The sequence below is a fragment of the Pseudomonas sp. HOU2 genome (genome assembly GCF_040729435.1).
Classification (GTDB): domain Bacteria; phylum Pseudomonadota; class Gammaproteobacteria; order Pseudomonadales; family Pseudomonadaceae; genus Aquipseudomonas.
Genome location: NZ_CP160398.1, coordinates 1,205,162 through 1,217,978, shown reverse-complemented (window position 1 = coordinate 1,217,978; position 12,817 = coordinate 1,205,162). Strand labels below are relative to the sequence as shown.

Genomic DNA, 12,817 nt, shown 5'->3' with positions numbered 1-12,817 from the left:
TAGTCCGGTAATTGTGTTTTGGCGGCTTTTGACCCTGTGGTACTTAATACGCTGGTACTAACAGGGCGAATCTATTTCTGAGTGCAGAATGATCTAGTGGGTTCATTAAGATCCGCTCTAGATGTTGGCAGAATGATATTACACAGGAATGTAAACCTTGTTCAAAAAGATCCTCGTCGTGTGCGTTGGCAATATTTGCCGAAGTCCGACAGCAGAACTTCTGCTGCGTAATGCGCTGACCCCCTCAACCATTTCGGTGACTTCCGCAGGTCTCTCTGCGCGGGTCGGCGAAGGCATGGAAGCCTCGGCGCGCCAGGTGCTGGAAGACCACGGGCACAGCGCCGAGGGTTTCCGGGCCCGGCAATTGACCGCCGATATCGTCAATGAATCAGACCTGATTCTGGTCATGGAAAAACAACATGTGAATCAGGTGCTGAAGATTGCCTCGCACGCCCGAGGCAAAGTGTTTCTTCTCGGCAAGTGGCAGAGCGAAAGAGAAATACAGGATCCGTATCGTCAAGGTAAGGCCGCTTTTATTCATGCCCATGCATTGATTGAAGATGCTGTTAGCTCGTGGGCGCAGCGCCTCGGACATTGATGAATATTCTTCAGATCAGTGAATGGTAAGAAAGACTTATGCAGTTACCGTCAGTAATCGCCAACCGTGATAACGATCAAGACAGTATTGATCTTCTCGGCATATTCGGCAGTTTGATCGACCAGAAATGGTTGATCGGTGCATTCACCGGTGCATTCATGGCCGCCGGCGTTGCCTATGCGGTATTGGCGACGCCGGTGTACCTGGCGAACGCGCTGGTGCAGGTCGAACCGAAAAAGAACGACATGCTCGGCTTTTCCGACCTCAGCAGCATGCTCGGCGGACAATCGCCGTCGGTGACCGAAATCGGCATCATCAAGTCCCGCGCGGTGATCGGCAAAACCGTCGACGACCTGCGTCTGGACATCGACGTCACGCCCAACACCTTCCCGGTGGTCGGCGGTTTTCTCGCCCGGCGTTATCGCGGCGAAACCGAGTTCAGCGTGGCGCCGCCGCGTTTTGGCTTCAACAGCTACGCCTGGGGCGGCGAGCGTCTGGAGTTCACTCGACTCAATCTGTCCAAAGAGTTGTTGGGCAAGAAGCTCACCCTGGTGGCTGGCGAACAACAGCACTTTCAGTTGCTCGATGACAACGACAACCTGTTGGTCGAGGGCGTCGCCGGCGAAGCCTTCGCCCAGGACGGCGTCGAGGGTTTGATCGAGCGCCTGCAAGCCAACCCGGGTACTCGCTTTGAAGTGGTGCGCAATCCACGGATCGTGACCATTCAGGGTTACCAGGATGCGCTGGATATCTCCGAGCAAGGTAAAGAGTCGGGGATTATCCGTCTGGCGCTGGCCAGCGCCGATGCGGCCGAGGCGGTGAAGATCCTCAACAAGATCGCCGCGCTCTACGTGGACCAGAACGTGCGCCGCACCTCGGCGGAAGCGGCGCAAAGCCTGGCGTTCCTGCAAAGTCAGTTGCCGCAGGTCAAGCGTGATCTGGCCAAGGCCAGCGATGCGCTCAACGCGTATCAGACCCACGGCAAGACCGTGAACATTTCCCTGGAAACCCAGTCGGTGCTCGGTCAGTCCGTGGCGCTGGAAACGCGGATTTCCGAGCTGAAAATGCAGCAGGCGGAAATGGATCGCAAGTTCACCAAGCAGCATCCGGCGTATCGCGCCTTGATGTCGCAGATCGGTGAGTTGACCCAGCAGCAGAAGTCGCTGGAAGGCAAGGTCGGTGATCTGCCGGCCACGCAGCAGGAGCTGCTCAACCTGACCCGCGATGTGGAAGTGGCTTCGCAGATCTACACGCAGTTGCTGAACAAGTCCCAGGAACTGGACATCGTCCGCGCCGGGGCGGTGGGCAATGTGCGCCTGATCGATCCGGCAGATGTCGACCTGAGCAGCCCGGTCAAACCGAAAAAAGCCCTGATCGTGCTGATCGCGACGTTCCTCGGCGCCTTTGTCGGCGTGGCCCTGGTGCTGTTGCGCAAATCGTTGAGCAAAGGTCTGGAAGGCCCGGAAGCCATCGAACAGCTCGGGCTGCCGGTGTACGCGTCGATTCCTTACAGCGCGTTGCAGCGTGACGAGGACACGAAAAAGGGCCGAGCAAAAATCACCGCCGAGACGCCGGCCTATCTGCTGGCCCTGCGCAACCCGACCGACCTGTCCATCGAGTCGATCCGCAGCCTGCGCACCTGCCTGCATTTCGCCGCGCTGGATTCGACCAACAACCGCATCATGATCTCCGGCCCCAGCCCGCAGGTTGGCAAGACGTTTGTCTCGTCCAACCTCGCCGCGGTCATGGCGCAGAGCGGTCAGCGCGTGTTGCTGATCGACGCCGACATGCGCAAGGGCCACCTGCACAAGACGCTGAATGTGCCGATCGCCAATGGCCTGTCGGATCTGCTGGTCAAGCGCTGCAGCATCGAGCAGGCGATCAACACGGTGGAAATCGACAACCTGCACTTCATCAGCCGTGGTCAGGTTCCACCGAATCCTTCCGAGCTGCTGATGCACGCCAACTTCCGCGATTTGCTCGCCGAGCTGAGTCAGCGCTACGACGTGGTGATCATCGATACGCCGCCACTGCTGGCGGTGACCGACGCAGCGATTGTCGGGCGTGAAGCCGGGATCAGCCTGATCGTCACGCGTTTCGCGGTGAACCCGGCCAAGGAAATCGAAGCGACCATTCGCCGCTTCGCGCAGAACGGCATCGAGCTCAAGGGCGCGGTGTTCAACGGCGTCGAGAAGCGCGCGGCCAGCTATTACGGCAATGGCAGCTACGGCTATTACAACTACGAATACGCGTCGGACAAATCCTGAGATTCAGGGACGTTCCAACAGGCATGAAAGTGGGTGGGTTGTGAAGAAAATACTGCACGTGGCTGAAACGATAAAAGGTGGGGTCGCCACCGTTATCCGCACCATCTCGGCGTCGCCCGAAGGCCAGGATTCAAATTACGAGCTGGTCTATCTGGTGCCGCTCGACCAGAAACAAGAGCTGCACGGCATCGATGCACAGCAGATTCGCACGTTCGAACGCAGCGGGCGGGATGTGCTTTCGCTGTTGCGTTTTGCCTGGCAACTGACCCGGGTGATGCTCAAGGAAAAACCCGACGTGGTGCATCTGCACAGCACCTTTTCCGGAGTGATCGGCCGTGTGGTCTGTGTGCTTCTGCGACCGTGGCGCAAGCCGAAAATCGTCTACTGCCCGCACGCCTTTTCGTTCCTGATGGAAAGCTCGCCGACCAAGCAGAAGATCTACGCATGGATCGAGCGGGTCCTGCAGCGGGTCACCGACGTGATCATCTGCGTCAGCCGTTACGAGATGGACAAGGCCGCACGGTTCGGCATTCAGCGCTCGCGCATGAAGCTGATCTACAACGGCATCCACCAGCGAGACGAAGCGCCGAAGGCCGAGAGCCCCGCGCCGATTCATCTGCTGTTTGTCGGTCGCCTCGACTACCAGAAGGGCTTCGACGTGTTGCTCAAGGCGTTTGCCAAGGTGCAACGCAGCGATCTGAAACTGACGGTGGTCGGCAGTGCGGTCAACGAGGACACGGTCGAGTGCCCCGAGATGGACGCGGTCGAGTACCTGCCGTGGGTCACGCCGGCCGAAGTGCAGGCACTGTATCAACAGGCCGACGCGCTGATCGTTCCGAGCCGCTGGGAAGGTTTTGCCATGGTGCCGCTGGAAGGCATGGCCATGGGTTTGCCGGTGATCGCCAGCAACTGCACGTCACTGCCCGAACTGGTCACCCATGAAGTGTCCGGCTACGTCTTTCCCACCGGTGATCACCAGGCGCTGGCCGATGTGCTGGCGCGAATCCAGAAGCCGCGGTTGCTCGACCTCGGCAGCGAAGGCCGGAATATCGTGCGCGAGCGCTTCAGTGCCGCGCTGATGATCCGCCAGACCTACGACGTGTATTGCGCTCCCACTTATTAAGTAGAACTCAGCTTATGAACGTAACGATTTTGCATGGCTACAGTGCGTCCAACTCCGGTGACGGCCTGCTCGTCGATCTGGCCATCGCGTTGGTGCAGCGCAACTTTGGCGAAGACACCGCGATCAATGTCGTCGCGTCCGATCCGCAGTCTTTCGATTACCTGCCGCACCCGCGTTTCGACGCGCCGGTGATGGCGGCCAAAGGCCTGGGGCGGGTCAAGCAGGCGGTGTTCCTCAACCAGTCGTATGCCGGGCTGGCGGATCTGTTGCGCAAGACCGATCTGATCGTCGGTGTCGGTGGCGGCTATATGCGCTCGAAAAGCGCCTTCGAACACATCAAGCTGAAACTCGGCCACGCCAAGCAACTGGAAACGGCGATCCTCAGCAAAGTGCCGTCGGTGTACCTGCCACAAAGCATCGGCCCGTTCCATGGCGAGAGCGGCAAGATTGTCGAGCACTACGCCAGCGCCGACGCGGTGTTCGTGCGCGATAACCGTTCCTCGGCGATGTTCGATGCCTGCGAAAACGTCTACCGTGCGCCGGATCTGGCGGTGCAGTCGTTGGCCAGCAAGATCCTTCAGCAACCGAAGTTCACCCGTTGCGCCGCGTCGCCGGCCACCGTGTGCGTGGTGCTGCGCAAGCCGCCGGAGTGGAGCAAGGAAAAGAAGGTCGCCTACGTCGCCAACCTGAAGGTGCTGCTGCAGCGCCTGAAGAACAAAAGCAAAGTGGTCTGCGCGGTGCAGAGCGCCGTTCGCGGCAACGATGACGGTGCGTTCTATCGCGAGCTGGGCATCAACGAAGAGCTGCTGTCGCTGAAGGCGACGATTACCAAGTATCAGCCGGACCTGGTGATCTCCGTGCGTTTGCACGGCGCCATCGAATCGCTGCTGTCCGGTGTTCCGGCGTACCACATCAGCTATGAGCGCAAAGGCTTTGGCGCCTATCAGGACATGGGCGTGGAAGACTGGGTGATCAACGGCGGCGACATCAATGTCGACACCATCATCGACACCGTTTACGCGCCGAATGCCCTGTCGAACTTCGGCAAGCGCCTGACCGATACCTGCCGCGAAATCGAAGCCAAGACGGTGATGATGGACGAGATCATCAAAGGCGTCGTTCGATGATCTTTCGCCTGCTGCTGCGCGGCGGAGCCTTGGGCGCGAAGTTCTTGCTGGTGTTGGCCATCACCCATTACCTGGGCTACGAAGCGCTGGGGTTTTATGGGGTGGTGGTCGCGGCGTCGCTGATCGCTTCGAAGTTCTACAGCGTTGGTTTCAGTTCCGAGATCAATCGGTTGATCAGCGTCGGCGGCAGCTCGCGGCGGGTGGTCGACAAAGTCCTGCTGCTGTACCTGGCGGTGGGGCTGCTGCTGTCGCTGGCAACGGTGGGGATTTACTCGCTGTTCCAGCAGGTCGAGGCGAGCACCGCACTGATCCTCTGCGTGACGCTGGTGCTGCTCACCGAACACCTGTCGTTCGAGATCAATTCGTTCGTGTTTTCCGCACAGAAAGCCACGGCGGGAGCGCTGCTGTTTTTCATCAAGACCGGCCTGTGGGCGTTGCTGGCGGTGGGCGGGATGATGCTCGACTGGGTGTCCGGCATCGCCAGTGTGCTGTGGTTGTGGGTCGCCGCCAACGTGCTGGTGATCGTCGCCGGTTATCTGATCGTGGTGAACGTGCACAAGGGCCGGGTCAGCGAAGCACTGACTACCGCGACCGTGTGGAAGGCCGGCCTGCCGTTCTACTTCGGCACGGGCTTGATCGCGCTGAGTCAGTACGCCGAGCGCTTTCTGATTGCCGACCTCGAACCCTACGCCAGCCTCGGTAAATACGTGTACGCATGGTCGGCGGCAAACACCTTGCAGGCGCTGTCCTACGCGGTGGTGGCGGTGGTCGGCATTCCAGTGCTGGCCAAGCGGTTTCAGGCGGATCAGCAGGCATTCACCGTCCGGCACTTGTTCGTCAACAAGTGGGTGATGCGCTCGTTGGTGGTGTCAGCGGCGGTGGCCGTGTTGATCTATCTGTTCTTCAACGTGGTGCTCGATTACGTCGCCAGCAGCGTGCCGCGTCCGGACAACGCGATCCTCGGCGTGCTGATCTTTTCCTTTGCCCTGCGGGCCATCGGCGACATCGTCTGGGGCGGTCTGATCGCCTCGAAAAACAGTCGAGTGTCATTCGCCAGCGCGGCGATCTGCCTGCTGGTGTCGGTGCCGGTCAGCTATGTGCTGATCAAGCACTATTCGATTTATGGCGCGGCGTGGGGCAATGTCTTCGCGATCATCGTGCAGCTTGGCGTGATTGCCGTGTTGACCCGAGCGTCCCGCGCAAAAGGGGCGCTGGCATGGGGTTGAAGTTGCCGTGTATCGAGTTTCGCGGCCGCAGACTCGACTCCTCGCTGTCGTTCCTGATTCTGTTCACCGGGTTGTTTCTGTCGGTGGCGATGCCGCTGCTGATCCCGCGTGATCCGGGGCCGGATGCGATGACGTTGTGGTCGTCCTATGCGCGGGCCGACAACTGCAATTTCTGGAACCCGTTCTCGCCGGATCGCTCCTCCTACGAGTGTTCGGCGTTCCTGCTGCGGCCCACCGGGATCAACTTGACCAACGCCTGGGCCTACGGGATGTTCTGCAACTTCTTCCTCACGGCGATTCCGGTGGTGGTGTTCCGGCGCATGCCGTTGGCGATCTTCGGCACCCTGTGTCTGTGGGGGATTGTGCGTTCGTTTTTTCTGGAAAACCTGACCAAGGAAATCATCGTCTCGGTGGCGGTGCTGAGCATTTTGTTCAGCTCGCTGACGCGCAAATATCGCGGCGGTTTTTTTCTCTCGGCGGTGATCTACGGCGTACTGATCCGCCCTTACTGGATCCTGTTTTCGCTGTCGTGGGTCGGCGTTTGCGTGATGAAGAAGTACGTGTCGCGCTTCACCTTCTTCCTGATGCTGTTCCTGTTTTATCTGGCCGTGGCCATGGCGATCCAGCTGGCGCTGGGCTTTCCGGTGTCATCGATTCGCGCCAGCAACAACGAGTTGCGCACGGCGGGGGAGGAGGGTTCGAAATCGCTGATCGTGTCGTGGCTCAGCGGCAGCGACTTCGTCTCTCAGGCGCTGGACTCGATGATCATTTTCTTCCGGTTGTCGTTCCCGGTGGAGCTGATTCTGTTGTCCGGGCCAGGCCAGGTGATCTTCGTCGCGTTGATGATCATGACCGCGCTGCTGCTGTTCAAAGTCATCACCTCCACCGATTACAAAGGCGCGCCGATCGAAACCAAACCCAAGGAGCTGATCGCGATTCCGCTGGCGTTCCTGTTGGTGCAAGGCTTGTTCGAGCCGGATTTCGGTTCCTTCGCCCGGCACTTTTCCATGGTGGTGCCGGTGTTGTTTGTCGGCCTCGGCTTGATGTTGCGCGCGAACAAACCGGTGCGGGTTGAATCACGAGTTCTGAATTGAGGCAGGTGTTTATGTCGAGCAAGAAAAAATCGCTGGAGATCGAAACCCTGCGGGGTCTGGCGTGCCTGCTGCTGGTGCTCTATCACGTCATCGGCCCGTTGGGCGGGGGCTTGAAGATCGATATCGGCTCGCCGTTCCGGGTGATCGCCGACTCGATGGTGTATGTGCGCATGCCGCTGTTCACCTTCATTTCCGGCTACATCTATTCGATCTACAAAATTCGCGGCAATGACTTTTCCGCATTCTTCAGCGGCAAGGTGCGACGGCTGATCGTGCCGCTGTTTTGCGTCGGCGTGCCGTTCTCGGTGTTGCAGGCGGTGGGGCCGGGGGTGAACAAGGACGTCGGCGTGATCGATGCGTTGCTGTCGTTCTGGGTGCCGGTCAACCACTTCTGGTTCCTGCAGGCGGTGTTCATCATTTTCATGTTCGTCGGCCTGCTGGAATGGCGCGGGATGCTGCGCTCGATGACGCGTTTGTATCTGCTGTTCGCCTTCGCCGCGGCAGTGTTTCTGTTGCCGCCGTTCAAGCTCGATGCGTTCGGCATCAATGGGGCGATTTACCTGCTGCCGTTTTTTGTGGCGGGGATGATCGGTCAGGAAAATGTCGAGGCGTTGAAGCAACGGTTCAAGGTGATCGGGCCGCCGGTGTTTGTGTTGATTTCGTTGACGCTGCTGTACGTGGCGGCGATTGATCGTGAGTTGATCGTCGACCGCCGCAGCCTGATCGGTCTGACCGTGGGCTGTGTGTCCTGCATTGCTCTGCTGTCGAGTGACATGCGTTCGAAGTGGCTGACCTGGCTGGGCGGCTACTCTTACGCGATCTTTCTGTTCCATGTGTTGTTCGCGGCGACTTCGCGGTTTGTCATGGGGCGGCTGGGGGTGAAAGACGAAAGCATTCTGGTGCTCAGTGGACTGCTGTTCGGTCTGTTGGGGCCGGTGGTGCTGTCGATGATTTTCAGTCGCTTCAATGTCACTTCGGTGCTGTTTCTCGGGGAGCGTGCGCCGAAGAAAAAACCGGTGGCGAGCGTTACGCCAGTGGTGCCGGCCAGAAGCTGAAAAGCTTCGCGAGCAAGGATCTCCGGAACTCACATCATCCCTGTGGGAGCTGGCTTGCCAGCGATGGGGACCGATCAGATGAAGCTTATTCGCCTGACCCACCGCATCGCTGGCAAGCCAGTTCCCACAGGATTTGGGTGTACAAGGATTTAGCGGATGACCTCAACCTCTGCTCGCGAAGGGGCCATTCCAGACTGAAGGAAATAATGCATGTTGGCAGTCAATGACGCTCAGCCGGTCGCAGCGTCGGTGGTGGAGGTGGGCGATGCCCGCGAGCGCTTTGCGCAGTGGCGCGAAGGCAAGGCCGGGAAGGTCTTGTCGGTCTCGGTGATCGGCGACAGCTACAGCGCCGGGCAGGATTTCTACCTGAACAAACTGGTACAGCGCGTGGCCGGCGAAGTTGGTTTTGCCGGTCCCGGTTACGTCGGTTTCAACCACGGCGCGGCGCTGGGGGGCACGCATTTCAAATACACCCGCAGCAGCGAAAAATACTTCGACGGTGGCTGGCAGGTGTCCGGTCTCGGCCAGGCCAGCCCCGACAGCCGCACGGTGACCGGCACGCCCGGTGCCTGGTTGCAAATCGATGCCAGCCCGACACCGGCCATCGACACCCAAGTCACCCAGGCGAAATTGCTCTACCTGGGCAACGGCGAAGCCAGTGAGCTGCGCTACCGGTGGACACCCTCGGAAGACTGGCAGCCATTGACGCTCAAGGGTTCGGGCGTTCAGGAAGTACCGCTTTCAGGTCTCTCTTCAGCGGCAGAATGGTCGTTCAAACTGGAAGTGGTGAAGGGCGCGCCGACCTTGTTCGGCCTGTGGCTGAGTAACGACCAGAACGGCGTGCGGGTTTCGAAACTGGCGGCCTCCGGAGCGGCCTCCGCTGACTTTTATCACCAGGATCCGCAATGGCAGGTGCAATGGAAAGCCGCCGTGTCGAAGATCCCCGCCGACGTTTACCTGATCATGCTCGGCGGCAACGATCAGGGCTTCGGGGTCAAACCCGAGCAGTACCTGCACAACGTTCAGGGCCTGGTGGCGATGATCCGCGAGATCCAACCGGCGGCGAGCATCAACCTGATCATGCGTCAGGACACCACGCGTTCCAGCGCCTATCCGATGTCGGCGTATGCGCAGGTGCTGCAGCCGTGGGCGCATGAGCAGCAGCTGGGCTTTGCCAATCTGCAATGCGCGTTCGGCCCTGACGTCAAACGCTATGCGGCGGCGATGATCGGTCCGGACAAGATTCATCCGCAGCCGGCCACGGGCGGGAAGGTGATTGCCGATTACTTCTATCGCTGGATCGTCAGTGGCATCAACACAACCAGTTGCGACACCACAAAACCCCTGTAGGAGCTGCGGCACGCTGCGATCTTTTGATCTTGCTCTTAAAATCAAAAGATCGCAGCCTTCGGCAGCTCCTACAGGGGGCAGTGTGCTATTCGAATTGTTCGATCTGGCTCAGGAGCTCGGCAGTCTTCTGCGGCATCAGTTGCGTGGCACACCGGGTCTCGACATTGATGATGATCGCCGGCTCGTTGCAGCACAGGCGTACGCGGAAGCGCCAGTCGCTGAAGATCACTTTCAGGCCATCGCGGTCGTCCATTTCCAGTGCCTGTTCGGCATAGCGTTGTTTCAGATGGGCGAGCAGGGGATAGGGATCCGCCAGCGCTCGGCGAATGTCGCCGGACGCCGGAAACATGCCGATGCGCTCCACCAGCAGAATGCTGCCCAGCCACGACTCGTTGGCGCTGGGCAACGGCTGATGGCGTGACAGCCAGCTGACCACCCCGAGGTTGCCCACCTCCCGTTCAATCTCTGCTGCATGCTGTGCCATGTTCATCGGTTGCCTCCTGAAAAGAGAAGTGGGCGGGGCCGTCTCAGCGGCCCTTGAGGTAGACGTTGTCGTAGCAGAAATTGGTCGCCTGCAGGTAACCCTCGGCGTCGCCGCAGTCGAAGCGCAGGCCCTTGAACTTGTAGGCCAGCACGCAACCGTTCTGCGCCTGTTTCATCAGCGCGTCGGTGATCTGGATCTCGCCACCCTTGCCCGGTTGGGTATCGGCGATCAGGTCGAAGATGTCCGGCGTCAGGATGTAGCGGCCGATGATCGCCAGGTTCGACGGCGCGTCCTGCGGCGCCGGTTTTTCCACCATGTTGTTGACCCGGTAGATGCCGTCGGAAATCAACTCGCCGGCGATCACCCCGTACTTGTGGGTCTGGTCGGCCGGGACTTCCTGGATGGCGACGATCGAGCAGCGGAATTTCTTGTACAGCTGAATCATCTGCGACAGCACGCCGTCACCTTCCAGGTTCAGGCACAGGTCATCGGCCAGCACCACGGCAAAGGGTTCATCGCCGATCAACGGACGACCGCTGAGAATCGCGTGACCCAGACCCTTCATTTCCACCTGACGGGTATAGGAGAAGGTGCAGGTGTCGATCAGCTCGCGGGTGCCGGCGAGGAATTTTTCTTTCTCGGTGCCGCGGATCTGGTGTTCGAGTTCGTAGCTGATATCGAAATGGTCTTCCAGCGCACGCTTGCCCCGACCGGTGACGATGGCCATGTGTTGCAGGCCGGCGTCCCGTGCTTCTTCAACGGCGTATTCGATCAACGGCTTGTTGACGATCGGCAGCATTTCTTTCGGCATGGCTTTGGTCGCCGGCAAGAAACGCGTGCCGTAACCGGCAGCGGGGAACAAACATTTACGAATCATAAAAGTATCCTGGACAGTCATGGAACACAGGCAACGGATGCGCGCACTTATCAAGGCGCACAAATTTCAATGATTATTGAACGAGTACTTTAATACCTGAGTCAGGTTGTTAATGGCAATTAGCGCAGAGGGTAAAACATGACAATGTTATGAGATGTCGGTAATAACGTTATTAGTTATTTTTAGTCGGTATCTGTTGATAGTGATGAGTGTACTTGGGGTGCTAATAAGTACCGGGCAATACAGTTTGACCTGCAAAAATATTTATTGCCAGCGGTTGAACTAATTTTGTTTAAGGCTGTTGTCGTCCTTATTTGTGTGGTGCGCCACAGATTCAATGAAAGGGACTTGACAGGCTACTTGTCACTTATCCAATGACGGACCGCGCTATGAAGATTCTGGTAACGGGTGGCGCCGGCTATATCGGCTCGCACACCACACTTGCGCTGCTTGAAGCAGGTTATGAAGTTGTTGTACTGGATAATCTTTGCAACAGCAGCGATGCGGCATTGCACGCGATAGAGGGTATCTGCGGCAAAAGCGCGTTGATGATTCGCGGCGATGTCTGCGACCGGGCGTTGCTCGACCGGATCTTCCGCGAGCATGCGATCGACGCGGTGCTGCATTTTGCCGGGCTCAAAGCCGTCGGCGAGAGCGTGCGCAAGCCGCTGGATTATTACGAGAACAACGTCGGCGGCAGTATCACGCTGTGTCAAGCGATGGCCGCAGCCGGGGTGTTCCGATTGGTGTTCAGCTCGTCGGCCACGGTGTACGGCGAACCTGAGCAGATGCCGATCCGCGAGGATTTCCCCACCGGCATTCCGACTAACCCTTATGGTCAGTCCAAGCTGATCGTCGAGAACGTGCTGCGCGACCTGAGTCAGGCCGAGCCACGCTGGAGCATCGCCTTGCTGCGTTACTTCAACCCGATCGGTGCGCATCACAGCGGGCATATGGGCGAAGACCCCAGCGGCATCCCCAACAACCTGTTGCCTTACATCAGCCAGGTTGCGGTCGGCAGCCTGCAGGAGTTGTCGATCTTCGGCGACGATTACCCGACGATCGACGGCACCGGGGTACGCGATTACATCCACGTCGTCGACCTCGCCGATGGCCATCTCAAAGCTCTGCAATCGATTGCCGACCGCCCGGGTATTCATACCTGGAACCTCGGTACCGGCGACGGCTACAGCGTGATGCAAGTGCTGCATGCCTTCGAACAAGCCAGCGGACGACCCGTGCCGTACCGGGTGATGCCGCGGCGCAGCGGGGACATTGCCGAGAGCTGGGCCGACGCTTCCAAAGCCGCAAAAGAGCTTGGCTGGAAAGCCACGCGCAGTTTGCAGGACATGGTCACCGATACCTGGCGCTGGCAATCGAATCATCCGCGCGGTTATCTCGAATGATGTCGTTCTAATACTGAATGTTAGTTTCGGTCAGCTGTTAGATATCGTCGGGAAAATACGCTGGAAATGCCTTTTGCAAGTCCGTAGATATAAACCTGCCGTTCGACTTTTATCAGTTGGGTAAGACTGTGAAAGAACGACGGATCTTGTTCGCGCTTTTTGCGGGCTTGAACGCTACCACCGCTAACAAAGACCGGTTTTTAACAGGTC

At 58.8% G+C, this 12,817-nt stretch carries 11 protein-coding genes; 9 read left to right on the top strand and 2 right to left on the bottom strand.

Going from position 1 to position 12,817, the window contains the following annotated elements; all coding sequences use genetic code 11:
* Positions 1 to 157 precede the first annotated feature (157 nt).
* From ABV589_RS05400 to ABV589_RS05365, 8 genes are all read left to right on the top strand, one after another.
* Positions 158 to 598, top strand: a complete 441-nt coding sequence (locus ABV589_RS05400) for a low molecular weight protein-tyrosine-phosphatase (RefSeq protein WP_007968224.1) — start codon at positions 158 to 160, stop codon at positions 596 to 598.
* 38 nt (positions 599 to 636) lie between these two features.
* A complete protein-coding gene (locus tag ABV589_RS05395; protein WP_367085182.1) occupies positions 637 to 2,865 on the top strand; it encodes a polysaccharide biosynthesis tyrosine autokinase in 2,229 nt (742 codons plus the stop codon).
* A 40-nt stretch (positions 2,866 to 2,905) separates the two neighbouring features.
* Complete coding sequence (locus ABV589_RS05390) at positions 2,906 to 3,988, top strand: glycosyltransferase (protein WP_367085181.1); 1,083 nt, start codon at positions 2,906 to 2,908, stop codon at positions 3,986 to 3,988.
* A gap of 14 nt (positions 3,989 to 4,002) precedes the next feature.
* A complete protein-coding gene (locus tag ABV589_RS05385) occupies positions 4,003 to 5,115 on the top strand; it encodes a polysaccharide pyruvyl transferase family protein (RefSeq protein ID WP_367085180.1) in 1,113 nt (370 codons plus the stop codon).
* Positions 5,112 to 6,341 (top strand): polysaccharide biosynthesis C-terminal domain-containing protein, encoded by a 1,230-nt coding sequence (locus tag ABV589_RS05380; protein WP_367085179.1) that lies wholly within the window; start codon positions 5,112 to 5,114, stop codon positions 6,339 to 6,341. Before ABV589_RS05385 ends, ABV589_RS05380 begins: the two co-directional genes overlap by 4 nt.
* Positions 6,332 to 7,435: a hypothetical protein gene (locus tag ABV589_RS05375; protein ID WP_222018832.1), complete on the top strand. Its 1,104-nt coding sequence runs from the start codon at positions 6,332 to 6,334 to the stop codon at positions 7,433 to 7,435. Before ABV589_RS05380 ends, ABV589_RS05375 begins: the two co-directional genes overlap by 10 nt.
* A gap of 11 nt (positions 7,436 to 7,446) precedes the next feature.
* A complete protein-coding gene (locus ABV589_RS05370; protein WP_367085178.1) occupies positions 7,447 to 8,490 on the top strand; it encodes an acyltransferase in 1,044 nt (347 codons plus the stop codon).
* Positions 8,491 to 8,700: 210 nt separating this feature from the next.
* Entirely contained in the window at positions 8,701 to 9,840 is a 1,140-nt protein-coding gene (locus ABV589_RS05365; protein ID WP_367085177.1) for a GDSL-type esterase/lipase family protein, read from the top strand.
* Between the two features lie 85 nt (positions 9,841 to 9,925).
* Here ABV589_RS05365 and ABV589_RS05360 read toward each other — a convergent pair whose 3' ends face one another.
* Complete coding sequence (locus ABV589_RS05360; RefSeq protein ID WP_367085176.1) at positions 9,926 to 10,330, bottom strand: mannose-1-phosphate guanylyltransferase; 405 nt, start codon at positions 10,328 to 10,330, stop codon at positions 9,926 to 9,928.
* Between the two features lie 37 nt (positions 10,331 to 10,367).
* Positions 10,368 to 11,201 carry a UTP--glucose-1-phosphate uridylyltransferase GalU gene (gene galU, locus ABV589_RS05355; RefSeq protein ID WP_047600100.1) on the bottom strand — a complete coding sequence of 278 codons (834 nt, stop codon included), beginning with the start codon at positions 11,199 to 11,201 and terminating at the stop codon, positions 10,368 to 10,370.
* Positions 11,202 to 11,590: 389 nt separating this feature from the next.
* On the opposite strand from galU, the gene galE reads away from it, so the two are divergent.
* A complete protein-coding gene (galE, locus tag ABV589_RS05350; RefSeq protein WP_210559161.1) occupies positions 11,591 to 12,607 on the top strand; it encodes a UDP-glucose 4-epimerase GalE in 1,017 nt (338 codons plus the stop codon).
* Positions 12,608 to 12,817 lie beyond the last annotated feature (210 nt).

What these genes read in the sequence shown, in the direction of transcription:
- ABV589_RS05380 (WP_367085179.1), top strand. Translation starts at nt 5,112, where the DNA reads ATGATCTTTCGCCTGCTGCTGCGCGGCGGAGCCTTGGGCGCGAAGTTC.
- ABV589_RS05395 (WP_367085182.1), top strand. Translation starts at nt 637, where the DNA reads ATGCAGTTACCGTCAGTAATCGCCAACCGTGATAACGATCAAGACAGT.
- ABV589_RS05385 (WP_367085180.1), top strand. Translation starts at nt 4,003, where the DNA reads ATGAACGTAACGATTTTGCATGGCTACAGTGCGTCCAACTCCGGTGAC.
- ABV589_RS05375 (WP_222018832.1), top strand. Translation starts at nt 6,332, where the DNA reads ATGGGGTTGAAGTTGCCGTGTATCGAGTTTCGCGGCCGCAGACTCGAC.
- ABV589_RS05365 (WP_367085177.1), top strand. Translation starts at nt 8,701, where the DNA reads ATGTTGGCAGTCAATGACGCTCAGCCGGTCGCAGCGTCGGTGGTGGAG.
- ABV589_RS05370 (WP_367085178.1), top strand. Translation starts at nt 7,447, where the DNA reads ATGTCGAGCAAGAAAAAATCGCTGGAGATCGAAACCCTGCGGGGTCTG.
- galU (WP_047600100.1), bottom strand. Translation starts at nt 11,201, where the DNA reads ATGATTCGTAAATGTTTGTTCCCCGCTGCCGGTTACGGCACGCGTTTC.
- ABV589_RS05360 (WP_367085176.1), bottom strand. Translation starts at nt 10,330, where the DNA reads ATGAACATGGCACAGCATGCAGCAGAGATTGAACGGGAGGTGGGCAAC.
- galE (WP_210559161.1), top strand. Translation starts at nt 11,591, where the DNA reads ATGAAGATTCTGGTAACGGGTGGCGCCGGCTATATCGGCTCGCACACC.